Annotated in this window: 15 protein-coding genes and 1 riboswitch; of the genes, 7 read left to right on the top strand and 8 right to left on the bottom strand. The window is 71.5% G+C overall.

The window, feature by feature from the left end; genetic code table 11:
- Positions 1-44: 44 nt before the first annotated feature.
- From sucD to ABZW18_RS29530, 5 genes are all read right to left on the bottom strand, one after another.
- Positions 45-929, bottom strand: coding sequence for a succinate--CoA ligase subunit alpha (gene sucD, locus ABZW18_RS29550; protein ID WP_356193300.1), 885 nt, complete (start codon positions 927-929; stop codon positions 45-47).
- 20 nt (positions 930-949) lie between these two features.
- Positions 950-2,122, bottom strand: coding sequence for an ADP-forming succinate--CoA ligase subunit beta (gene sucC / locus ABZW18_RS29545; protein ID WP_356193298.1), 1,173 nt, complete (start codon positions 2,120-2,122; stop codon positions 950-952).
- Positions 2,123-2,588: 466 nt separating this feature from the next.
- Entirely contained in the window at positions 2,589-3,992 is a 1,404-nt protein-coding gene (locus tag ABZW18_RS29540) for a VWA domain-containing protein (RefSeq protein ID WP_356193295.1), read from the bottom strand.
- Positions 3,993-4,129: 137 nt separating this feature from the next.
- Positions 4,130-7,306, bottom strand: coding sequence for a DUF5682 family protein (locus ABZW18_RS29535; RefSeq protein WP_356193293.1), 3,177 nt, complete (start codon positions 7,304-7,306; stop codon positions 4,130-4,132).
- Positions 7,303-8,412 (bottom strand): AAA family ATPase, encoded by a 1,110-nt coding sequence (locus ABZW18_RS29530; RefSeq protein WP_356193291.1) that lies wholly within the window; start codon positions 8,410-8,412, stop codon positions 7,303-7,305. The genes ABZW18_RS29535 and ABZW18_RS29530 overlap by 4 nt, the downstream gene beginning before the upstream one ends.
- A 421-nt stretch (positions 8,413-8,833) precedes the next feature.
- Here ABZW18_RS29530 and ABZW18_RS29525 point away from each other — a divergent pair, with 421 nt between their 5' ends.
- Entirely contained in the window at positions 8,834-10,210 is a 1,377-nt protein-coding gene (locus tag ABZW18_RS29525; RefSeq protein WP_356193289.1) for an SWIM zinc finger family protein, read from the top strand.
- Positions 10,211-10,364: 154 nt separating this feature from the next.
- Positions 10,365-12,023: a DUF5691 domain-containing protein gene (locus ABZW18_RS29520; RefSeq protein WP_356193286.1), complete on the top strand. Its 1,659-nt coding sequence runs from the start codon at positions 10,365-10,367 to the stop codon at positions 12,021-12,023.
- 396 nt (positions 12,024-12,419) lie between these two features.
- Here the strand turns inward: ABZW18_RS29520 and ABZW18_RS29515 are convergent, their stop codons facing one another.
- The gene (locus ABZW18_RS29515; RefSeq protein WP_356193304.1) at positions 12,420-12,830 is read right to left on the bottom strand and encodes a cobalamin B12-binding domain-containing protein; all 411 of its coding nucleotides are present in this window, start codon (positions 12,828-12,830) and stop codon (positions 12,420-12,422) included.
- Positions 12,831-13,167: 337 nt separating this feature from the next.
- Here ABZW18_RS29515 and ABZW18_RS29510 point away from each other — a divergent pair, with 337 nt between their 5' ends.
- Together ABZW18_RS29510 and ABZW18_RS29505 are read left to right on the top strand one after the other, a co-directional pair.
- Positions 13,168-14,034: an alpha/beta fold hydrolase gene (locus ABZW18_RS29510; RefSeq protein WP_356193284.1), complete on the top strand. Its 867-nt coding sequence runs from the start codon at positions 13,168-13,170 to the stop codon at positions 14,032-14,034.
- A gap of 197 nt (positions 14,035-14,231) precedes the next feature.
- Positions 14,232-15,935 (top strand): peptidoglycan DD-metalloendopeptidase family protein, encoded by a 1,704-nt coding sequence (locus ABZW18_RS29505; protein ID WP_356193302.1) that lies wholly within the window; start codon positions 14,232-14,234, stop codon positions 15,933-15,935.
- Between the two features lie 203 nt (positions 15,936-16,138).
- Here ABZW18_RS29505 and pcrA read toward each other — a convergent pair whose 3' ends face one another.
- A complete protein-coding gene (gene pcrA / locus ABZW18_RS29500) occupies positions 16,139-18,634 on the bottom strand; it encodes a DNA helicase PcrA (protein WP_356193282.1) in 2,496 nt (831 codons plus the stop codon).
- A gap of 362 nt (positions 18,635-18,996) precedes the next feature.
- Positions 18,997-19,177: riboswitch (cyclic di-AMP (ydaO/yuaA leader) on the top strand.
- 7 nt (positions 19,178-19,184) lie between these two features.
- On the opposite strand from pcrA, the gene ABZW18_RS29495 reads away from it, so the two are divergent.
- Positions 19,185-20,339 (top strand): NlpC/P60 family protein, encoded by a 1,155-nt coding sequence (locus ABZW18_RS29495; protein ID WP_356193279.1) that lies wholly within the window; start codon positions 19,185-19,187, stop codon positions 20,337-20,339.
- 370 nt (positions 20,340-20,709) lie between these two features.
- Positions 20,710-21,780 carry a C40 family peptidase gene (locus tag ABZW18_RS29490; protein ID WP_356193276.1) on the top strand — a complete coding sequence of 357 codons (1,071 nt, stop codon included), beginning with the start codon at positions 20,710-20,712 and terminating at the stop codon, positions 21,778-21,780.
- 132 nt (positions 21,781-21,912) lie between these two features.
- Here ABZW18_RS29490 and ABZW18_RS29485 read toward each other — a convergent pair whose 3' ends face one another.
- Entirely contained in the window at positions 21,913-22,896 is a 984-nt protein-coding gene (locus ABZW18_RS29485; RefSeq protein ID WP_356193274.1) for an NAD-dependent epimerase/dehydratase family protein, read from the bottom strand.
- A gap of 480 nt (positions 22,897-23,376) precedes the next feature.
- On the opposite strand from ABZW18_RS29485, the gene ABZW18_RS29480 reads away from it, so the two are divergent.
- Positions 23,377-23,769, top strand: coding sequence for a hypothetical protein (locus ABZW18_RS29480; protein WP_356193272.1), 393 nt, complete (start codon positions 23,377-23,379; stop codon positions 23,767-23,769).
- Positions 23,770-23,885 lie beyond the last annotated feature (116 nt).

The raw sequence follows: 23,885 nt of genomic DNA, 5'->3' as shown, positions 1-23,885 counted from the left end.
GTACCTTCCGGTACGGGCCCACGCCTCCGTGTGGAGCCGGGAATTCAGCCCACGAGCGCGGCGCGCGCGAGGCGGGCCGTCTCGGACGGGGTCTTGCCCACCTTCACACCGGCGGCCTCGAGGGCCTCCTTCTTCGCCTGGGCGGTGCCGGACGAACCGGAGACGATGGCGCCGGCGTGGCCCATGGTCTTGCCCTCGGGCGCGGTGAAACCGGCCACGTAGCCGACGACCGGCTTGGTGACGTTGGCCTTGATGAAGTCCGCGGCCCGCTCCTCGGCGTCGCCGCCGATCTCGCCGATCATCACGATCAGGTCGGTGTCGGGGTCGGCCTCGAAGGCGGCCAGGGCGTCGATGTGCGTGGTGCCGATGATCGGGTCACCGCCGATGCCGACGGCCGACGAGAAGCCGAGGTCACGCAGCTCGTACATCATCTGGTACGTCAGCGTGCCGGACTTCGACACCAGGCCGATGCGGCCGGAGGTGGTGATGTCGGCCGGGATGATGCCGGCGTTCGACTGGCCCGGGGTGATGAGACCGGGGCAGTTGGGGCCGATGATCCGGGTCTTGTTGCCCTTGGCCCCGGCGTGCGCCCAGAACGCGGCGGTGTCGTGCACCGCGATGCCCTCGGTGATCACGACGGCCAGGCCGATCTCGGCGTCGATCGCCTCGATGACCGCGTCCTTGGCGAACTTCGGCGGCACGAAGATGACGCTGACGTCGGCGCCGGTGGCGTCGATGGACTCCTTGACGGAGCCGAACACCGGTACGTCGGTGCCGTCGAAGTCAACGGTCGTGCCCGCCTTGCGCGGGTTCACGCCGCCGACGATGTTGGTGCCGGAGGCGAGCATCCGGCGGGTGTGCTTCTGGCCCTCGGAGCCGGTCATCCCCTGGACGATGACCTTGCTTTCCTTGGTGAGGAAGATAGCCATGGTGTTGGTGACCCGTTCCTTTACTTCGCTGCCAGCTCGGCGGCGCGGTCGGCCGCACCGTCCATGGTGTCCACCTGCGATACGAGCGGGTGGTTCGCGTCGGTCAGGATCTGGCGACCCAGCTCCGCGTTGTTGCCGTCGAGGCGCACGACCAGCGGCTTGGTGACGTCCTCGCCCTTGGACTTGAGGAGGTCCAGAGCCTGGACGATGCCGTTGGCGACCGCGTCACAGGCGGTGATGCCGCCGAAGACGTTGACGAAGACGGACTTGACGTCCGGGTCCCCGAGAATGATCTCGAGGCCGTTGGCCATCACCTCGGCGGAGGCGCCGCCACCGATGTCGAGGAAGTTGGCGGGCTTCACGTTGCTGTGGGCCTCGCCGGCGTACGCGACGACGTCGAGGGTGCTCATGACGAGACCCGCGCCGTTGCCGATGATGCCGACCTCGCCGTCCAGCTTGACGTAGTTGAGGCCCTTGGCCTTGGCTGCGGCCTCGAGCGGGTTGGCCGCCGCCTTGTCCTCGAGATCGGCGTGGTGCGGCTGGCGGAACTCGGCGTTCTCGTCCAGGGACACCTTGCCGTCCAGCGCGATGATCTTGCCGTCGCCGGATTTGATCAGCGGGTTGACCTCGACGAGGAGGGCGTCCTCCTTGATGAAGACGACCCACAGCTGCTGAAGGACATCGGCGATCTGGCCGGCGATGTCGGCCGGGAACTTCGCCGCGGCGACGATCTCGGCGGCCTTCTCCGGGGTCACGCCCTCGATGGCGTCCACCGGGATCTTGGCGAGCGCCTCGGGGTTCTCCTCGGCTACGACCTCGATCTCCACGCCGCCCTCGACGGAGGCCATGGCCAGGAAGGTCCGGTTGGTGCGGTCCAGCAGGAAGGAGACGTAGTACTCCTCCGCGATGTCCGCGGTTTCGGCGAGCATGACCTTCTGGACCGTGTGGCCCTTGATGTCCATACCCAGAATCTGGCCGGCCTTCTCGACGGCATCGGCCGGGTCGGAGGCCAGCTTCACGCCACCGGCCTTGCCACGGCCGCCGACCTTGACCTGCGCCTTGACGACGGCACGGCCGCCCAGACGCTCGGTCACCTCGCTCGCCGCCTCAGGCGTATCGATGACTTCACCGGCCAGCACCGGTACACCGTGCTTGGCGAAGAGGTCCCTCGCCTGGTACTCGAACAGGTCCACGCGCGTCCGTCCCTTTGCGTCTCAATACCGCTGTGGTGGTGATTGCGGTTCGTTGTCTGCGTGGGCGTGCCGCTACGGGCAGCGTGACGACGCGGTCACAACGGAGGCGCACACGATGGCCGGGTACGCGGCATGTCCGTCTCGCAGGTTATCCCCGTCGGACCTGGGTCCCTAAATCGCAGATCACATGGACGCGGTGATTACAGTCACAGATCGCGACGGCGTGGCCGCTCGGCGACCCCGCGTGTCCGCACAACGATCCTGCCGGGTCCGGACAACGGTATTGCGGGTCCGGCCAGCGGTCTCCCGGAGGCCGGGCAGCCGGTCGTGCGGAGTCCCGGCAACGATCTTGCGGGCGGCGGCCGGCCGACGCATCAGCGCCCCTGACAGGCCGCTGACCAGGGTCATCGGCCGTACGTCGGCAGCGCAGGCGCTACGGTCGCGTGCCGGGCGACCGGCGGCCGTGTCAACGATGAGCGGTCATATCCGGTATCGGAAGCGGGCGCTTCTCGATCGCCGCTGCCATCACCTCCGGGAACAAGTCGGGTGTGCAGGCGAACGCCGGAGCGCCGAGGGCGGCAAGCGCCGCCGCGTGCTCGCGGTCGTACGCCGGTGCGCCTTCGTCGGAGAGCGCGAGCAGCGCCACGAACTGCACGCCGGAAGCCTTCATCGCCGCGACCCGCTTCAGCATCTCGTCGCGTATCCCGCCCTCGTAGAGATCGCTGATGAGCACGACGACGGTGTCCGCGGGCCGGGTGATCTGTGACTGGCAGTAAGCGAGGGCCCGGTTGATGTCGGTGCCGCCGCCGAGCTGGGTGCCGAACAGTACGTCCACCGGGTCGTCCAGCTGATCGGTGAGGTCGACGACTGCGGTGTCGAAGACGACGAGGCGGGTGGCGATCGACCGCATCGAGGCGAGCACCGCGCCGAAGACGGAGGCGTGGACGACCGATGGGGCCATCGACCCGGACTGGTCGACACACAGGACGACGTCCTTCTTGACCGCCTGCGCGGCCCGCCCGTAGCCAATCAGCCGCTCGGGCACGACGGTCCGGTGATCGGGCAGGTAGTTCTTCAGGTTGGCCCGGATGGTGCGGTCCCAGTCGATGTCCCGGTGGCGGGGACGGCTGATCCGGGCGGAGCGGTCGAGCGCACCGGTGAGCGTGGCCCGGGTCCGGGCCGCCAGCCGCTTCTCCAGGTCCTCGACCACCTTGCGCACCACGGCGCGGGCGGTCTCCTTGGTCCTCTCGGGCATTGCCTTGCTGAGAGACAGCAGGGTGCCGACGAGATGGACGTCCGCCTCGACGGCCTCGAGCATCTCGGGCTCCAGCAGGAGCGAGGAGAGTCCGAGCCGGTCGATGGCGTCCCGCTGCATGATCTGGACGACGGAGGTGGGGAAGTAGCTCCGGATGTCGCCGAGCCAGCGGGCCACTTGGGGCGCGGACCCGCCGAGCCCTGCGGTACGGCTGCCTCTCTTCTCCTGGTCTCTGGCAGCGGTGTCGCTGCCGCTGCCACCGCCGTAGAGCGCTGCGAGAGTACGGTCCATGGCCGCGTCCCGCCCGCCGAGTACGTGGCCGGTGCCGTCGCCGGAGTCACCGCCGAGCACGAGCCGCCACCGCCGCAACCGCTCGTCCTCGCCCTCACCCTCACCCTCACCGCCGACGGCCGCCGAGTGGCTTCCCCACCCGTCGTCCGACCCGGGACCCCCTACTGCGCCGGACAGTCCGTCGGGCGCAGCCGCATCGGACAGCCGGTCGGGCACGGCTGCGCTGGGCGGCTGGCCGGGCACGGCACCGGACAGTTGGTCGCCTGCCGACACACGCCCCACCGGCTCCGCCCCGGCGCCACCCCAGCTCTGCCCGACCGACATCGCGCTACGCGTAGCAGCACCCGACGGTGGGTCGCCTGCCGACGGACGCCCCACCGCCGGGACAGTTGTCCTGCCCCCGGCCGCCCCCGCGCCCCCACTCCCCGCCGCGTCCTCCTCCGCCGGCCTGCTCTCTCCCCTCATCCCGCCACCCCCGCGAGGTCGTTGTCGTCATGTCCGAGCAGCAGGCGCAGCGTCGGCAGTACAGCTGCGGCGCGCTCAGGGTCGAGACCGGATCCGAAGCCGGGCGCCGCCGCGCCGGCCGCGCCGGTGGCCGCCGCGCCCGGCGCGGCTGGACCGCGCCGGGCGAGTTCACCGAGTGTGCGCCGCACGCCCGGCTCGTACACCGCGAACGTACGACGGAGCAGCGGCAGTACGTCGGTGAAAGCGTCGGCCGGGACGCCGGTCAGCCAGGCGTCGAGAAGTCCGAGCAGCCGTTCGTCGTGGACCAGCAGCATGCCGCCTCCCCTTCCGCCGCCGACGAACCCTTCGATCCAGGCGGCTGATTCGGCCGGTGCGGTGCCGGGCGACAGGGCGAGGCCCATGTATCGGGCCGCCTCATCCACTGCGAGCCGCCCGTCGTCCAGCAGCAGTCGGGCGGCCCGTCCGCGTATCGAGCCGGGCACCGTGTCCCGGCGGGCGAGCGCTCGCAGTACCGCCGCCCACCGCTCGCGCATCCCGGCTGCGGAGACCAAGGGGCCGGACAGCTCTGCAGCGTCGGTACCGGAGGAGAACGACTGCGGGTCGCGCGGGCCATGCGGACCATGCTGGCTGTCCTGCTCAGCGGCCCGGGACCCGGCAAGCAGGCCGACAGCGCTGTGGACGGAATCCATGTGCCGTCGCATCTCCGCGGCGCCGTCGGCGTCGAGACCCACGCACGCGGGCGGGAGGCCGACGAACACCCGCTCAGCCAGGCCCGTCGCCACCTCCGCGAGCGCGGCGGAGTCCGTACCGCGCACGTCTCCGTACCGCACCGAGCGGACCAGGGAGGGAAGCGCCTGGGCGAGATGGCCGACGTCCGCGTCCAGCGCGGCCCGGTCGGCGAGTACCCGCATCACGACCGGGAGGGCGTCCGGGAGCCCGGCGAGCAGGCAGTGCTCGGCGAGCGCGGTCACGTCGACGAGGGAGCCGGCAGAGACGGCCTGGGACTCGGCCTTCACTGTGGCGGCGGCGTGTACGGTCGTCCCCCATACCCCGGCCTCGGCGACCCGCACCGACAGCTCGGGCTCCCAGCCCAGCCTCCAGGTCTCCCGGAACGTGCCGAGCCCGTCGCGCGAGCGCACGGGCTCGCCCCAGTCGACGCCGAGCAGCCGCAGCCGGTGCAGCAGAAGGCTGCGCCGGGCGTCGGTGTCCTTCCGTAGGTCGAGTTCCAACTCCCGCTCCAGCGCCTCGGGTTTGAGCCGGAGCCGGCGCTGAACGCGCGTCAGGTCACGCTGCAAGGGCACTGCCGGCGCCGTATCAGGCACCTCGCCGAGCACATCGCCGACGACGAGCCGGTCCTGGACGAGCGCGAGCGGCACGTCGGACCCCTCGCACATCACGGCGCGGACCGCATCGGTCGTCTCCACCAGCCCGGCGAGCGGGCGGCCGCGCATAGTGGCGAGGGTCTCGGCGAGCCGTACGGCCTCGATGACATGGGCGGAGGAGACGGGTTGCCCCTCGTCGCGGAGCAGGCCGGCGACCTTCGTCATCCAGCGCTCGATCGGGCGGTCCGCGGCATGGAACAAGTGGCCGTACCAGCCGGGCGAGGCGATCCCGGCACCGTAGCCGCTGTGCCGGGAGAGCCGACGATGGGTCCATGGCACCCAGGTGAGTTCGACCTTGGCCTTCGGCAGTGCCTTGAGCAGCTGCCGGTCCGCGGTCGCGGTGGTCCGCCGGGTCAGCGCCGGTACGTGCCAGGCGCCGCAGACGACGGCGAACTCGTCCCCGAACTCGCGCCGCGCGTCGCGCATCCGCAGCCGCATGTGTGCTTCCCGCACGGCGTCCCGCTCGTGCCCGCCGTCCCCGTACGTCTCGCGCAGCGCGCCCATCGCTTCCGCGAGGGCCTCGAAGGCGGCGAGAGCTTCCTCCCCGTGGCCTGCCGGGCCCGCGGAGCCCTCGGACTCCGTCTGCACGGGTGTGCTCCCGGCGGAGCCGGGGGCAGTGGGGGCAGTGGGAGCAGTGCCCCCGGACACGGCATCTTGCTGTGCCGTCGGCTTCCCCCGGGTGTCCCCCTGCCCTACGGCTCCGCCCCCACCGGCTCCCGTTCCGGTGCACGACACCACAGCGCTGTCACCGTCAGCGCGGCCGAGCCGATGTCGCGCAGCGACCGTGGAGGAGTTCACGACCCCGCGCGTGCGGTCGGCGGGCCGACCGGGCATCCGGTGCTCGACAACGTCCTCCCACCAGCGCTCCGGATCGTCGTAACCCGCGGCCTCGGCGAGCACACCGAGCGGATCGATCCGCAGCCGCTCCCCGGCTCCGTCCTCCGCAGAAGCTCCCGAGCCACTCTCCGGCGCCCCACCCGGGCCCAGAACGCCACCCGGAACCGGGTGACCCGCACCCGGGGCACCACCCGGGCCGGCGAGACCACCTGCACCCGAGCAAGGGACACCACCCGAGCCAGGAGGGTCACCCACACCCGGGACACCACTCGGGCCAGAGACACCGACGGCTGGAAGACCACCCGAGCCCGGAACTCCACCCGAGCGGGGGGAATCCCCCGGAGCCGGGTCACCCGCACCCGGGGCAGCACTGGAGCCGGCGAGACCACCTGGCCCCGGGACACCACTCGGCCCTGGGACACCGGCACCGCCCACGCCCGGGACTTCACTCGGGCCTGGGGCACCGGGGAGGCGACCCGGACTCGGGAGACCGCCCATGCCCGGGGCATCAGGCCCAGTCCCGGGCGCCGGCGCGGCCATCGGGTCCGGCCGGCCGTCGCGCCGGGCCGGCCGGTCCAGCTGATCCGGCCGGCCCGGGCTGCCGCCACCGTCGTCGTCATCGCTCAGCGCGAGCGTAAGCGCGGCGGGGAGGTCGATGAAGCGGACCGGGACGTCGTGCGCCAACGCCCAGCGGATCGCGACCCACTCCGGCGAGAACTCGGCCAGCGGCCAGAACGCCGCGCGCCCCGGGGCGTCCGCCACGTGAGCCAGCAGCGCAACCGGCGGCCGCATCCCCTCGTCCGCCGCGAGCGAGACGAGCGCGTCCGCCTCCGGCGGGCCCTCGATCAGCACGGCCCGCGGCCGGCGCTGCTCGAGCGCATCCCGGACGGCCCGGGCGGACCCGGGACCGTGGTGCCGTACGCCGAGCAGCAGCGGCTGTCCCTGTCCGCTCATACGCTCACCTCGCGGCAGGCGCGGTAGAAGTCCTTCCAGCCGTCGCGCTCGCGCACCACCGCTTCCAAGTACTCCTGCCAGATGACGCGGTCGGCGGCAGGGTCGCGGACCACCGCGCCGAGGATGCCTGCCGCCATGTCCGCCGGACGCAGGACACCGTCGCCGAAGTGCGCTGCGAGGGCGAGCCCGTTGGTGACCACGGAGATCGCCTCCGCCGTCGACAGCGTGCCGGAGGGCGACTTGAGCTTCGTACGACCGTCCGCCGTCACCCCGTCGCGGAGTTCGCGGAAGACCGTGACGACGCGGCGGATCTCGTCGGTGCCGTCCGGCGCGGCGGGAAGTTCCAGCGAGCGGCCGATCTGGTCCACACGGCGGGCCACGATGTCGACCTCCGCCTCGGGAGTGGCCGGCAGCGGCAGCACCACGGTGTTGAACCGGCGGCGCAGCGCGCTGGAGAGTTCGTTGACGCCGCGGTCCCGGTCGTTGGCCGTGGCGATGAGATTGAACCCGCGGACGGCCTGTACCTCTTGGCCCAACTCCGGGATGGGCAGGGTCTTCTCGGACAGCACGGTGATCAGCGTGTCCTGGACGTCCGCCGGGATGCGGGTGAGCTCCTCGACCCGGGCGGTCATGCCCTCCGCCATCGCCCGCATGACGGGACCGGGTACGAGCGCGTCGCGGCTGGGGCCATTGGCGAGCAGTCGGGCGTAGTTCCACCCGTAGCGGATCGCCTCCTCCGGCGTCCCCGCGGTCCCTTGGACGAGCAGTGTGGAGTCGCCGCTGACGGCGGCGGCCAGATGCTCGGACACCCAGGTCTTGGCGGTACCGGGGACTCCGAGCAGCAGCAGGGCGCGGTCCGTTGCGAGGGTGGTGACGGCGACCTCCACGATGCGCCGCGGGCCGACGTACTTGGGCGTGATCACGGAACCGTCAGGCAGCGTGCCGCCGAGCAGGTACGTGGCGACGGCCCAGGGCGACATCCGCCAACGCGCCGGACGCGGACGGTCGTCGGCCGCCACGAGCGCCTTGAGCTCGTCGGCGAAGGCGTCCTCGGCGTGCGGCCGGAGCGCCTGGTCGTTGATGGGCCCGCTGATGGTCGCGGTCACGTCTCCCCCTCTTCGCATGACTGCGCATGACTGCGCACGGCGTACGGCCCACCCCGAAGCCCCGTGGACCGCTTGCGAAATCAACCCTGCAACACGCCACTGACAATCAACCGAGCACAGCCACAGGGCCCTCCCCCGGATGCGCCGCAGGCTCACTCGGACACACCGGAAGTCCGTGCGGGCGCTCCACTGCCGGGGGCAGGGGGGCCGGGGCAAGGCGCGAAAATGACGACCCTTCTTTCGTCCGCCGCCGCACAGCCTCGGTGTCTGCTCCCCCATGGGCCTCCCCCATACACGCGATCTTGCGGGCATCCCGCCGCTGTGGCCCCTCAGCGGTTGCGACAGCAGGCGGAAAACGGGCATCCCCCATAGAAACTGCAGGCCGGGGCGATTGTCAGTGGGGAGCCGTAGCGTCGTTGGCATGACTCAGCAGGGGGTGCGCTGGACGGTGGAGCAGGTGCTGGCACTGGCTCCTGACGCCGCGTCGCGCAAGGCAGGGAGCAGGCTCGGTGTGGCGGGACCGTGGTCCGCGACGGGGGCGAACGGGGAGGCGGTGTGGGGGTTGTGCAAGGGGAGCGGCAGCAAGCCGTACCAGACAGTCGTTGCGGTCCACGACGCGCAAGCTGCTGCCGGACCGGGTTACAAGTGCAGTTGCCCGAGCCGGAAGTTCCCCTGCAAGCACGCACTGGGCCTGTTGCTCCTGTGGGCCGAGGGTGCGTCGACCGTGCCGTACGGGCAGGACCCGCCGGAGTGGGCCGGGCAGTGGCTGGAAGGGCGCAGGCAGCGTACCGGGCAGAAGGTTGCCGACGCCGCCCCCGCCAGCGGGGGCAGGAGCGCCGACCCGGCGGCGGCGAGGCGACGGGCCGAGCTCCGAGCGGAGGGGATAGCGGCCGGTGCCGCTGAGCTGGAGCAACGGCTGATCGACCTGCTGCACGGCGGCCTGGCGGCCGCGGACGGGGCCGGGTACGCGGCCTGGGACGAGACGGCCGCCCGCATGGTGGATGCCAAGGCTGCCGGACTGGCCGCCCGGGTACGGGAGTTGGGCACGATCCCATCCTCCGGTGCGGGCTGGCCCGCCCGGCTGCTGGAGGAATGCGCGCTGCTGCATCTGCTGATTCGGGCGTACCTGGGCATCTCCGGGCTGCCGGAACCGCTCGCGGCGACGGTCCACGCACGCGTCGGCCTCACGACGGACACCGCGGATCTGCTGGCCGGTGGGCAGGCGGCGGTCCGTGATCGGTGGTTGGTGCTCGCCCAGCAGGACAGCAGCGACGGCAAGCTGACCACGCGACGGATCTGGCTGCGCGGCGAGGGCTCGGGGCGGGCCGCTCTACTGCTCTCCTACGGCGCGGCCGGAGCCGCGCCACCGCTGGCGCTGCCCACAGGTCTCTCGCTGGACGCGGCGCTCACCTTCTACCCGGGGTCGCGGCCGCTGCGCGCCGCCCTGGGCGAGCAGTTCACGCCTCCGGCTCCGGGCACGGCACCGCCGGGTTCCGGTGTCGAGAAGGCCCTCGCGGCGTACGGCGACGGTCTGCGCGAGGACCCCTGGCTGGATACCTGGCCGGTCGTGCTGTCCGATGTCGTGCCCCTACCGGGCCCGGACGGCTGGCAGTTGGCCGACGCAGCCGGCGACGCGGCCCTCCCCGTGGACCCACGCTGCCTGGGCCGTACGGGCCTGTGGCAGCTCGCCTCGGTCTCGGGCGGTGGGGCACTCACCGTCTTCGGAACGTGCGGTCACCGCGGCTTCACCCCGCTGACGGCGTGGTCACCGGACACGGCCGAGGCGGTCTCGCTGTGAGGCTGCAGGAGGCGTCAAGCGCACGAATGCCGGCGCAGGTGCAAGCACAGGCGCAGGCACGGATACCGGCTCAGACGCCGAGCCCGTCCCGGGCGCGGTCCGCCGAGCCGTCGTCCGACGCCCTACGAATCCGTCACCGTCCCCGGGGGGAAGCATGACCACGGCTGCCGAACCTCCCGTCCCCTCCTGGGAGGAGCTGGTCACCGCCGCGCTGCTGGGGACCGAGCGGCGCAGGCCGCCCGTGGCCGGGGCCGGGCGGGACCCCGCCACCGCGCTGCTGGACGCCGCCGCACTCGGTACGGTGCGGCGGAGGGCGGGGCTGCGGCCGGCCGCCGCCCGCCCGAGGCCCCCGGCCGCCCCGGCGGACGTACGGCCGCCGCTGCCGCCCGCCGCGCGGCGGCGGCTCGCGACGCTGCTCGCCGACCGGGCGGCCGGAACCGGAGCAGGCGGCAGCGGGGGGCGCCGAGGCACGGCGCCCGACCTCACCGAGCTGCTTCCCCAGTGGTTGGCCGCCGCCAACCGGCACGGTTACCGGGCCCCCGCCGCGCTCCTGCCCGCGTTGCTCGACGCGGCCAGGGCCCGTACCGACCTGCGCCCGGAGGCTCTGGCGCTCGCCGGTCCGCGTGCCCAGTGGCTGGCCCGCCTGAATCCGGACTGGAAGTTCGCGCTCAGAGGGGCGGCCGCAGGCTCCGCGCCACCCGAGACAGGGGACCCCGGGCAGGTACAACGGCTCTGGGAGGAAGGCCTGTTCGCCGAACGGGTCGCCCTTCTGGGCGCCCTGCGCCGCCGCGAGCCCGCATCTGCGGTCGCGCTGCTCGGCTCGACCTGGACGGCGGAGCGGGCCGAGGACCGGCTGATGTTCCTCGACTCGCTGCGGGCGGGGCTCTCCGAGGCCGACGAGCCGTTCCTGGAGCAGGCCTTGTCGGACCGCAGCCGCAATGTCCGCGCGACTGCGGCCGAGCTGCTGTCGGCTCTTCCGGGTTCCGCGCTGGCCGCACGCATGGCCGAACGCGCCACCTCCTGCGTAGCTCTCGACCGTACGAGTGGCACGCCGCTCATCGCCGTCGAGGCACCGTACGAGTGCGACGCCGCGATGCAGCGCGACGGCGTCGCTCCGAAGCCGCCGTCCGGGCGCGGCGAGCGCGCCTGGTGGCTGGGCCAGCTGATGGAGGCCGCGCCGCTGGACTCCTGGACGGACCGGCTCGGCGGCCACGTCCCGGCGGACATCGTGGCGCTGCCGGTCACCGACGACTGGCAGGCGGAACTGCACTCCGCCTGGTGCCGGGCGGCCGTACGACAGCGGAACGCCGCATGGGCCCGCGCCCTGCTCGGATCCCCCTCGGCACCGTCCGCCGCGACAGCCGGTACGGCTTCGCTGGGCGAGCGGGCAAAGCTGCTGTCGGCGCTTCCCCCCGCCGCACGGGCCGCGTGGGTGGCGGAGTTCATCGCGGCCCACGGACTGTCGGAGGCCTTCCAGATCCTCGGAGTGTGCGCCCTCCCCTGGACCGAACCGCTCGGCCGGGCGGTGGTCGACGCCCTGGACATCGCCCGGGACGCGGGCAGCTACCCCTGGAGCTTCAGCGGCGTGATGGGCCTGGCCGAACGCTGCCTGGACCCGGCTCAGGCCGACCGGCTGGAAATGCTGACGGCGATACCGGATGAACCGGAGGGCGCCTCGCCGGGCGCGGGCGGCTACTGGTCGGAGGCATTCCAGCGTCTCATCGGCACACTCCGGCTGCGCGCCACCATGCACTGCGAGCTCGAACCCCTCGTGGACCAGGCCCCTGCCCCCACGGGCGGGGCCATGAACTGATCGCCCGCGACCGAGGCTGCCTGCGCCCCATGACCTCGGCCTCCGATGGGCGGCGAGGGCCTCGGCCGCCGCCCGTGGGCGGCGCCGGCAGCGGCCTCCCGCGAGCGAGTCCGCTGAGCGACCACCGGCCACCTCACCACAGGGGACGTCGGAGCACCCGGGCATCGAACCTTCCCCCGGCTGTACAGCCCACAGTCCGCTCGGCGGAGCCGGCACAGCAGCCCCACGGGCTCATGGAAACGGCCCTCGGTCCACTGGCGCAATCGGCCCGCCGACCGGGCGACCCTCCGACCCCCGTCGGCCCATGGTCGTCTGCCAGACCCTCCAGCCCGCCGGCCCCGCCGGCCCGCTGGTCGTTGCCAGACCCACCAGACGCGTCGGCCCGCTGATCGTCCGCTAGACCGCGAGCTCGCGGACATTGGCCTGTACCCAGGCCACAACGTCGCCGGTCGTGGCGCCGGGCGTGAAGATCTCCGCCACGCCCAGCTCCTTCAGCGGAGCGATATCCGCCTCGGGGATGATGCCGCCGCCGAAGACCTTGATGTCCACCGCGTCGCGCTCTTTCAGCAGCTCGAGCACCTTCGCGAAGAGCGTGTTGTGGGCACCGGACAGGATGGAAAGGCCGATCGCGTCGGCGTCCTCCTGGATCGCCGTGTCGACGATCTGCTCCGGGGTCTGGTGCAGCCCGGTGTAGATGACCTCCATACCGGCGTCACGGAGCGCCCGTGCGATGACCTTGGCTCCGCGATCGTGGCCGTCGAGCCCCGGCTTCGCCACGACCACGCGGATCGGACCCGACACACCCATCACTGCCTCCATGCACATCTCTGTATATCTGTACATCCGCGGTGTCCGTCCGCCGCCGCCGGCCCAGTTCCCACATGGCCGGAAACACCGGAAGTGAACGAACGTTATCCCCAGCATCCCGCACCCAGCAGTTTCGCGAAGGCCTCAGAGGGGGAAATCACACCTGGGACACGTACAAGGAGAGCCGCAGCGAGGTCTCCGCACCAAGGCGCCGTGAGAGCCGCGGCCCAGGCGGTGCGACCCGGACCCCGAGCCGCACCGGTCCTCGAAACGGCTTTCCGTGAGGGCACACGGGGGACGGAGTCGTCCCTTCGCGTGCCGGTCGGGAGGTCGGCCAATGGGGGCCCTACCCTTTCTTCCGAGTCTTCTACGCCCCTCCGCCGCGCTCATCAAGGCCACGGCCCTGGACCTGGCGATTCTCGCCGGGCACGCCGTGCTCTACCCCACCGGCGTGATCCAGGAGCGCCCCAGCCAGAACTCGCCCTGCGAGCCGCAGGTCATCACCCCCATCGAGCCGCTGGACGCGTCCGAAGCGTCCATCCTGGCGACCGTCGAAGCCCCCCACGAGGACCGGCTGCCGGTCCTGCTGCTGCACGGCTTCATCGACAACCGCTCGGTCTTCGTCCTGCTGCGACGCTCCCTGCGCCAGCACGGGTGGAGCGAAGTTGAAGCTCTCAACTACTCCCCGCTGTGCTGTGACATCCGTGCCGCCGCGGCCCTTCTCGGCCCGCACATCGAGGAGGTCTGCGCCCGTACCGGCCACGACCAGGTCGACATCGTGGGGCACAGCCTGGGTGGGCTGATCGCCCGCTACTACGTACAGCGGCTCGGCGGCGACGCCCGCGTCCGCACCCTGGTCGCGCTCGGCACCCCGCACTCCGGCACCCGTGCCGTGCCCCTGCTGTCCGCCCACCCGATCGTGCGGCAGATGCGTCCGGATTCGGATCTGATCGAGGAGTTGGCGCAACCCGCCCCGAATTGCACCACGCATTTCGTCAACTTCTGGAGCGACCTGGACCAGCTGATGGTTCCGCTGGAGACGGCCTGCCTCGACCACCCGGATCTCATTTCGCACAACGTGCAGGTCAGCGGTATCGGACATCTCGCGCTGCCGGTGCATGCGGCAGTCGCCGCGGGGATTCGCCAGGCGTTGGACGCCGCGTCGCCGGGCGGCGAGGCCTCGGAGGCGGCCTCCGTGGCCTGATCCGCCCCCGCCCAGGGGAGATTGGCCGTCGAACTGAATTCGAACACCCGGCCAAGCTACAGTCTGCATCAGCCGAAAGACGGCCATATGCCCGTTCCCCGGCAGCTCGAATCCTGCCGAAGATTGTCGCCGTCGCATACCGCCGGGTACAGTCGCCGCTAATTCTCCTGCTGCCGAGGCGAAAGAGAAGCTTGGTGGTGAACGACCGTCACCCGTCGGGAGGCACGATCCCGACCGTTAACGCTCCTGACGCCTCGCATGCGCACTATACGGCGTACGACCAGCAGGGGGCCCTCAACGGCCACGCCGGGTACGACGGCTACGCGACCGGAACCTTCGACAACCTCGCCACGGCCTACGGTGACGCGGCCTACGGTGACGGCGACCCGCTCTTCGGCTCGCTTCCCGGCAGCTATGACACGGGCCAGTACGACACCACCCAGTACGGATCTCCGCAGTACGGCGCGACGCAGTACGCCACGGGGAACTGGGACACCGGGCACTGGGACACGAGCGGCGCCCAGCCGGCCGCCGGATATGACGCGTACGGCGCCGGATACGACGCGTACGGGGCCCACCCGACGACGTACGAGACCGGCAGCTACGACACCAGCGGGATGTGGGCTGCCACCGGTTACGAACCGACCCCCGGCATCCCGGCCCAGGCGGGCCCCGTCGCCGCCGAGTCACTCGACACGACCGGCCAGTTGGACGCCACTGGATGGAACACCGGGGCGTGGGACACCGCCGGGCAGTACGGCACCGGGCAGTACGACGCGAGCTTCGACCCGAACGGCATTCCCCACCCCACGGACACGGACCAGGGGCTGAACCCCGAAGAGCCATGGGACAACGGCCCGGCGCAGAACCAGAGTTGGGACGGCTCCGCCTACGCGGCCGTTGAGGACTCCCCCGCCGAGGAGCCGTACGACCAGACACCGTACGGCCCGGCGTCCTACGACCAGGAGTCCTACGACCAGGAGTCCTACGACCAGGCGCCGTACAGCGACGCCGCCGAAGCCGAACCTGAACGCACGGCCGCCTTCGAGGCGTTGAGCGAGAACGACGGAACCGACGCCGGATACTACGAGGACCCGGCCGGCCTCGATCCCGAGGCAGCGATCCTCCCGGCCCCTCGCCGGGCGGACAACCGCCCCGTGGGCCGGAGCCGCCGCCGCACCCCCGCCCGCCGCTCCGCTCTCCTCACCGTCGCCGTCCCCTCAGTCGCCGTGATGGGCGTGGCAGGTATCGCCGCCGCATCCGTCAGCGGCCTCGACGCCGACAAGGGCGAATCCAAGACCACGCAGGCCGCCGCCGATGTGTCGGCCGTCAAGCCGGCCGCGGCCAACAGCAAGCTCGACTCCCAGCTCGCGACGCTCACCGCCGACGCCGACGACTTCGCGGACCGCGCCAGCCGTACGCAGGAACGCATCGACCTCAAGCAGCGGCAGCTGGATGAGAAGAAGCGCAAGGAGGCCGAGGCCGCCCGCAAGGAGGCGCTCCGCCCCAAGTTCGCGATCCCGGTCGAGCAGCACGGGCTCAGCGCCACGTACGGCCAGGCGGGTGTCAACTGGATGTCCGTGCACAGCGGCATCGACTTCCCGGTGAGCTACGGCACGCCGGTGATGGCCGCGACCGACGGCACCGTCCGCACGCAATACAACCTCTCCTACGGCAACATGGCCATAGTCACCGCCCCCGACGGCACCGAGACGTGGTACTGCCACCTCAGCAGTACGAAGATCCGGTCCGGTTCGGTCAAGGCGGGGGACGTCATCGCCTACTCCGGCAACTCCGGCAACTCCACCGGCCCGCACCTGCACTTCGAGGTGCACCCCGGCGGCGACTCGGCGATCGACCCGCTGCCGTGGCTGCGCAGCAAGGGCCTCGACCCGACCTGACCCACCCCGGCCTGACCCACCCCGGCCTGACCCACCCGGAGCTGAGGCGTCCGGAGTCGGCGCATCCGGGCCGAGGCGCGCGGAGCTGAGGCGTACAGGGGCGGGGTCGGCTCAGCCCGCCCCAAGACTCAGCGCTGACAGGCGGGTCCGGCCGACCCGAAGCGGCGCGCAGCCCGGACCGACACCGCCATCGCCCTCCCGGGTCAGAGCTTCTCGACCGGCGCGTACCGCAGCAGCAGCACCTTCGGTTTCTCGTCCCCGAAGTCGATCGTCGCCTTGGCGTCATGCCCGTTCCCCGTCACCGACACCACGGTCCCCAGACCGAACTGATCGTGTGTCACCCGGTCCCCGACCACCAGTGAGATCACCGGCCGGTCCGTGGTCCTGCGGGTCGCGAACCCGCTCGGCCCCGCCTTGGAGCGGGATGACGACAGCGAGGACGTCAGCCCCGCCATCGCGCCCGCCGACGCCGAGGGCGTAGCGGGTCCCGTACGCCGCCACTGCACGAACTCGTCCGGGATCTCCTCGAGGAACCGGGAGGCCGGGTTGTACGACGGCTGGCCCCACGCACTGCGCATCGTCGCCCGCGTCAGATACAGCCGCTCCCGGGCACGCGTGATGCCCACATAGGCCAACCGCCGCTCCTCCTCCAGCTCCTTCGTCTGGCCGAGCGCCCGCATGTGCGGGAAGACACCGTCCTCCATCCCCGTCAGAAAGACCACAGGGAACTCCAGGCCCTTGGCCGTGTGCAGCGTCATCAGCGTGATGACGCCCGAGCCGTCCTCGTCCTCGTCCGGGATCTGGTCGGAGTCGGCGACCAGCGCGACCCGCTCCAGGAAGTCGGAGAGCGTGCCCGGGTTCTCAGCGTTCCCAGCGGCCTGCTCCTGCTCGAACTCCAGGGCCACCGCCGCCAGTTCCTGAAGGTTCTCGACCCGCGTCTCGTCCTGCGGATCGGTGGACGCCTGGAGCTCGGCGAGATAGCCCGTACGCTCCAGGACCGCCTCCAGCACCGTCGCCGGCCCGGCGCCGGACTCGGCGATCGTCTGCAGCTCCTCGAGCAGTGTGTTGAACCGCTTCACCGCGTTCGCCGACCGGGCCGCCATGCCGTACGCCTCGTCGACCCGGCGCAGCGCCTGCGCGAAGGAGGTCTTCTCGCGCTGCGCGAGCGCGTCGATCATCGCCTCCGCCCGGTCGCCGATGCCGCGCTTGGGCACGTTGAGGATCCGGCGCAGCGGCACGGTGTCCTCGGGGTTCGCGAGCACGCGCAGATACGCGAGCACGTCGCGGACCTCCTTGCGCTCGTAGAAGCGCACGCCGCCGACGACCTTGTACGGCAGCCCGACCCGGATGAAGATTTCTTCGAAGACCCGGGACTGGGCGTTCGTACGGTAGAAAACGGCGACGTCGCCCGCCTTGGCGTCACCCGCGTCCGTCAGCCGGTCGATCTCGTCGGCGACGAACTGCGCCTCGTCGTGCTCGGTGTCGGCGACATAGCCGGTGATCGACGCGCCCGCCCCGGCCTCGGTCCACAGGTTCTTCGGGCGGCGGTTCTCGTTCCGCTCGATGACGGCATTGGCGGCGCTGAGGATGGTCTGCGTGGAGCGGTAGTTCTGCTCCAGCAGGATCGTCTTCGCGTCCGGATAGTCCTCCTCGAACTGGAGGATGTTACGGATGGTCGCGCCGCGGAAGGCGTAGATCGACTGGTCGGCGTCGCCCACCACGCACAGCTCCGCGACAGGGGCTCGATCGGTCTCGGTCCCGGCCTCGGTCCCGCCCGTCCCCACCAGCTCACGGATCAGGGTGTACTGCGCGTGGTTGGTGTCCTGGTATTCGTCGACGAGTACGTGCCGGAAGCGCCGCCGGTAGTGCTCCGCGACGTCCGGGAACGCCTGGAGGAGATGAACCGTCGTCATGATGATGTCGTCGAAGTCCAGCGCGTTGGCCTCGCGCAGCCGCGACTGGTAGAGCGCGTACGCCTCGGCGAGGGTCTTCTCGAACCCTCCGCCGCCCTCCGACCCGGAGGCGCTCCCGGCAGCCTGCGCGGCGAAGTCCTCCTCGTCGATGAGCTCGTTCTTGAGGTTGGAGATCTTCGCGCTGAAGGCCTTGGGAGGGTGGCGCTTGGGGTCCAGGTCCAGATCTCGGCAGACCAGTGCCATGAGGCGCTTGGAGTCGGCGGCGTCGTAGATCGAGAAGCTGGAGGTGAAGCCGAGTTTCTTGCTCTCCCGGCGCAGGATGCGGACGCACGCGCTGTGGAAGGTGGACACCCACATGGCATTCGCCCGCGGCCCCACGAGCTCCTCCACTCGCTCCTTCATCTCGCCCGCGGCCTTGTTGGTGAAGGTGATCGCGAGGACCTGGCCGGGGTGCACGCGGCGGGTGCCCAGCAGATGTGCGATCCGGTGGGTGAGCACCCGGGTCTTGCCGGACCCGGCACCGGCGACGATGAGCAGCGGCGAACCGGTGTGGACGACCGCGGCCCGCTGCTGCTCGTTCAGGCCTTCGAGCAGCGCGGCGGGGTCCACGGCGGGGCGCGGTGCGCCGTCGCGGTAGTACGCGTCCCGGTCCACGGGGGCGTCGAAGCGCCCACCGAACAGGTCCGCCGGAACGTGTTCGGGCGCCGGGCCCTCGGGCGGGGGCGGGGGGCGCTCGGCCGGGTGCTCGAGGTCCGCCAGGAAGCTGTCGTCAAAGAGGCTGCTCATCGCCAACCGAGTCTAGGCCGCCGGACCGACAGCCCACACCGCTTCCCCATTGTCACCCCCGTCGCTGCCCCTGCCGCTGCCCTGGTGCTGCCCCGCCGCCGGCCCGCTGCCGCCCGGTTGTCGTCCCGCCGCCGTCCCGGCGATGTCCACCGTGCTTCCCTCCGGATCACCACCGAGGCCCCTCCGTACCGTCCCGTCGGTTGTCACTGTGCGCAGCCGCGTACCGTCCAGTCGGTTGCCATGGGGGCTAGGTCACGAAAAGGTTTCGGGCATATCGAACATCAGCCTTCACAGCGGCACCACAAGTTGGCTACCGTGCTCGCTCAGGCGACCCGCACCCCCCGCCGGCGACCGCGTCGGCACGGGCGCCGACGCCGAGTCCGGCCAATGCCCGAGGGGCAGCCGGAGCCGGGGACCCACACGTATCACCGGGGTGAATCGGTTCGCACACGCGTGCAGAGCACGCGGCGTACGGACCGTAGGGCAACCTTCCGATCGCCCGAACCCGACAGCTAACCCGGTAGGCGGTCCACGGAAGGAGACGCGCGCCTTGGCGTCGCACCGCAAATCGCGGCCTCGTACTCTCACCTCCCACGGGTCCCGCACCGCCGTCGGCCTCTCGACCGCGGCACTCGCCTCCTTCGGCCTGCTCTCGCAGACTGCCCAGGCCGCACCTGGGGAGCCGAAGCAGAGCGTGGAAGAGGTCCAGAAGAAGGTGGACGAGCTCTACCGGCAGGCGGGTACGGCCACCCAGGAGTACAACGAGGCAAAGGAGCGCACGGACAAGCAGCGCACCAAGTCCGACCGGCTGATCGACGATGTGGCCAAGCGGACGCAGAAGCTCAACGAGGCCCGGCGGCTGCTCGGCAGCTACGCCGCAACGCAGTACCGGAACGGCGGGATGGACCCGACCGCGACCCTGCTGCTCGCCTCCGACCCGCAGGACTACTTCGACCAGAACCACATGCTGGACCGGATGACCGGCCGGCAGAAGCAAGCGGTGACGGACTTCCAGACCCAGCAGGCGACTGCGACGGAGAAGCGCGCCGAGGCGACCGAGAGCCTGGCGCAGCTGAACGAGTCGCAGAACGAGCTGCGGACCAGCAAGGAGTCCGTGCAGGGCAAGCTCGCCAAAGCCCGCGAGCTGCTGTCGGACCTGACGGCCGAGGAGAAGGCGCGGCTGGCGGCGCTCGAGCGCAAGAGAGAGCAGGCAGCCCAGCGCAAGGCGGAGGAGCTGGCCCGGGAGCAGGCGGAGAAGCAGCGCGAGGAGCGGGAGCGGAACGAGGGCTCGGGCTCGTCGGACGGCGGCACCTCCACCCCGGGCTCGGGCACGGGCGCGGACTCCGGCACGTACGCCACCAAGGCTGCCAAGGCGCTGGCTTTCGCGCGGGCGCAGATCGGCAAGCCGTACGTGTGGGGCGCCACCGGCCCGAACTCCTACGACTGCTCGGGCCTGACCCAGGGTGCCTGGAAGGCCGCAGGTGTCTCGCTGCCCCGCACCACCTGGGACCAGGTGAAGGTCGGCTCGCGCATCGCCACGGAGGACCTGAAGCCGGGTGACCTGGTCTTCTTCTACGACGACATCAGCCACGTCGGGCTCTACATAGGCGACGGCCAGATGATCCACGCGCCGAAGCCCGGGGCGAACGTACGGACCGAGGCGATCACGTTCATGCCGATCTACGGGAGCGTCCGCCCGGCGTAGCCGCCTACGACGGACAAGGCCGTACGGACCAGCGCCGGTACGGGCCGCGTGCCGCAAGCTGTGACAGTGCCCCCGACTGCGTGCAGTCGGGGGCACTGTCACGCCGACATGCGCGGCAGACCGGCAGCCCGCGCCCGGGCTCATAGCACCGGGGTTCAGCCGGGAGAGCCTCAATCGCCGCTTCGGTCAGGCCCGTAGCGCGAACCGGCAGTACCGGGAGAATTCACCCGGTGCTTCTGTTCAGCGCCGTGCCGAAACCTTTCAGTCCCGGTCATCGCCGTGCTCGCCGGCGATCCGGAGGGCTACGGTCCTCCCCCATGGCGACCGCTCCCCACGGCCGCCGGTCAGCAGGAAGGATGTGATGGCGGCCGTGGCCTCGCACAGAAAGCCCAGGCAGCGATCGCTCACCGGCAACACCGCCCGTACGGCGACGGTGCTCGCCCTCGCCGGCGCGGCGGGCGCGACAGCCGTCGATGGCCCCGCGTACGCCGACCCGGGTCTCACCCCCGCTCAGGTGAAGGCCGAGGTGGACCGGCTCCACCACGAGGCCGAGGTGGCCACCGAGAAGTACAACGGAGCGAAGGAGAAGTCCGACGCCGCTCAGAAGAAGCTGGACGGCCTGCGCGACGAGGCCGCCCGCAGGACCGGGGAACTCAATATCTCCCGCAACGCACTCGGTTCGATCGCTGCCGCCCAGTACCGCTCCGGGGGCCTCGATCCCGCCTTCCAGCTCGTCCTCTCCGCCTCTCCCGAGCAGTACCTCGACCGCGTCAGGGTCATCGAGCGGGCGGGCAGCCGCCAGGCCGTCGTGATCGCCGGCATGCGCCGCGGGCTGCGCGGCATCGAGGAGGTCCGGTCCCGGGCCGGTGACAAACTGGCGGAGCTCAGGAAACAACAGGCCGATCTGCGCGGGCACAAACGCACGGTGCAGAGGAAGCTCGAGACCGCGGAGCGGCTGCTCGACCGGCTGACGTCCGCACAGCGCGCGTCGTTGCTCCAACAGGACGGCCACTCCACATCCGGCCAGGCGGGACCGGCCGGTGCCGCCCGCGCCGATCGCGGCGCCCGGTACGGCGCGGTCCACGCGCCGAACGCGCGCGCCGCACGCGCCGTCTCCTTCGCGTACGGCGCGCTCGGCAAGCCGTACGTCTGGGGCGCCACGGGCCCGAACGGCTTCGACTGCTCGGGCCTCACCCAGGCCGCCTGGAGGGCCGCCGGGGTCTCCCTCCCGCGCACCACGTACACCCAGATCAACATCGGCCGTCGCGTCCCCCGTTCCCAGCTCGCCCCCGGCGACCTGGTCTTCTTCTACTCGGGCATCAGCCATGTCGGTCTCTATATCGGCGAGGGCCAGATGATCCACGCGCCGCGCCCGGGTGCGCCGGTACGGGTCGCCCCCCTCGACCAGATGCCCTTCGCGGGGGCGACCCGCCCGGCGTGACCTCGACCCGCCCGGCGTGACCTCGGCCCGCCCGGTCGGCATCCCGTACGTCCGCGTCGAGCCCAGCACCCCGTACGTCCGCGTCGAGCGCCTCCACCGGGCGCCCACACCAGTCCCCTTCCCGGCGGCAGTTCAGCTGCGCAGCAGCTTCGCTTCCGTCTCCGGATCCAGTCCGACCGGCGTCCGGTCGGGCCGCTGGGGCGGTTCCCCGCCCAGGTCCTGGAGCCAGGCCCAGGTGTCTGCCACGGTTTCCGCGATGGGACGGCAGTGCAGCCCGGCGGCGACCGCCCTGGACACGTCGCCACGGTGCATGGTGTCGTGCATTTCGCCAGGTGGCAGCCAGATGGGGAGGTCCATCCACGGCTGGATGCCGGCGGCGAGGATCGGTTCCGGGTCGGTCCAGCGCAATTCCGCGTCGGCACCGGTGACATGGACGCATGCCTCCAGCAGTTCGCCCATCGTGGTGTGCCCCGGCGGGCTGACCAGGTTGAACGGGCCGCCGAGCCCTCGTTCAGCGGCATCCACGATCCATGCGGCGAGATCACGGGCATCGATGTACTGCAACCCCGAGTCGCGCGGCCCCGGGGCGAGCACCGGACCACCGCGCGCGATCCGCCGCAGCCACCACGGCAGCCGCCCGACGTTCTCCCTGGGGCCGAGGATCAGTCCCGCGCGGGCCAGCAGCGCCCGGTCGCCGAAGACCTCGGACGCGGCCAGCTCCCCGCCCCTCTTGGCCTGCGGATAGTCGACCTCGTCGTCATCGGGCGAGGCGTCCACCAGCGGGCCGTCCTCGGACAGCCCCGCCGGGGCGGGATAGCTGTACACCGACCGGCTGGACACGTAGACATAGCCGCCGGTCCGGCCCGCCAGTGACCGGGCCGCGTCACGCACCGCCGACGGCGCACCGGTCCAGGTGTCGACGGCGACGTCCCACTCGCCCTGTTCGAGTCCCGCCAGACCGTCCGCGGCGCTACGGTCGCCCCGCACCGCCACGACGCCCGGCGGCAGTTCATGGCGACCGCGGTTGAACACGGTCACCTGCCAGCCCCGCGCCAGCGCCGCATCGACCACGGCACGGCCCACGAACTCCGTTCCACCCAGCATCAGAAGCCTCATGGCGGCGACTCTGCCAGCCGGACGCCGCAGGGGAACCGCAGCACGCTCTCAGCAGAATCGCCAGAAGCTGAAGTCACATCCCGCCCCCCAGGCCAACGGGGTCTCAACCGGTACTGCACCACTCGAGAATTCGAGGCAGCGCGCCGCGGTGACCTTCTTGTCCTCCTCCGACCCGTCGGATACGCGTGAAGCCGAGGACCCCACCATCGGCCTGCTACGCCGCCCCGACCTCAGCGTCGTGCCGTACGCCTGATCGTCCAGCCCGAGCAGCATCACGAGCGGGGCAGCCACCGGATCTGCAGCTAGGACTCCTGGACCTGTTGCGCGCTCGGGTGCTCCGGACACGCTCCCGCGCGCCCCTGGCCAGCCCATTAATCACATTGCAACCGAGTGGATATGAATGGTCACCTGGAGTGAGAGCGCGCCGGGCGCCGCCGACTGTCTCAAACAGCGGTCCGTCACCTGCCATGGAGGAGTTCTATGCATTCCGTACGACGCCGCACTGCCATCGCCGCCGTTGCACTCCTGGCGAGCGGCAGCCTGATCGCCCTCACTCCCGCGGCCTCCGCGGCCCCGGCCGGGAAGACCCAGGCCCCCACGATCGTCCACACCCACCAAGCCGCGGCCGTAACCGGCTCCGTGGGCCTGGCGTTGACGACCGGCGGCACCGTCACTCTTCCTGGCTCGGCGCTCTCCGTCGGGTCCACGGTCAACACCGGGATCCGGGCCAACCTGATCACGTCCGTGACCAACAACACCAACGCCACCCTGATCCTGTCGGCCGGCGGCAGCGCCACCATCGCGCTCGTGCCGGGAGCTTCGGCCGGTGTCAGCGCACTCGGCTCCGGCGCGCTACAGATCACGGCCACGTAGCAGGCAGTCACCGCGGCCCAGCGATCTGAGGACCGCTTCCCAGGGGGCCGCTGGACCATCGACGCGGGCGTGGTCGCGGACGCTGACGCTGACGCTGACGCTGACGCCGATGCCGA

It is taken from the genome of Streptomyces sp. NPDC004647 (assembly GCF_040609575.1).
Taxonomy (GTDB): domain Bacteria; phylum Actinomycetota; class Actinomycetes; order Streptomycetales; family Streptomycetaceae; genus Streptomyces.
The sequence above is the reverse complement of the archived record's forward strand: the minus strand, read 5'-3'. Positions and strand labels throughout refer to the sequence as shown.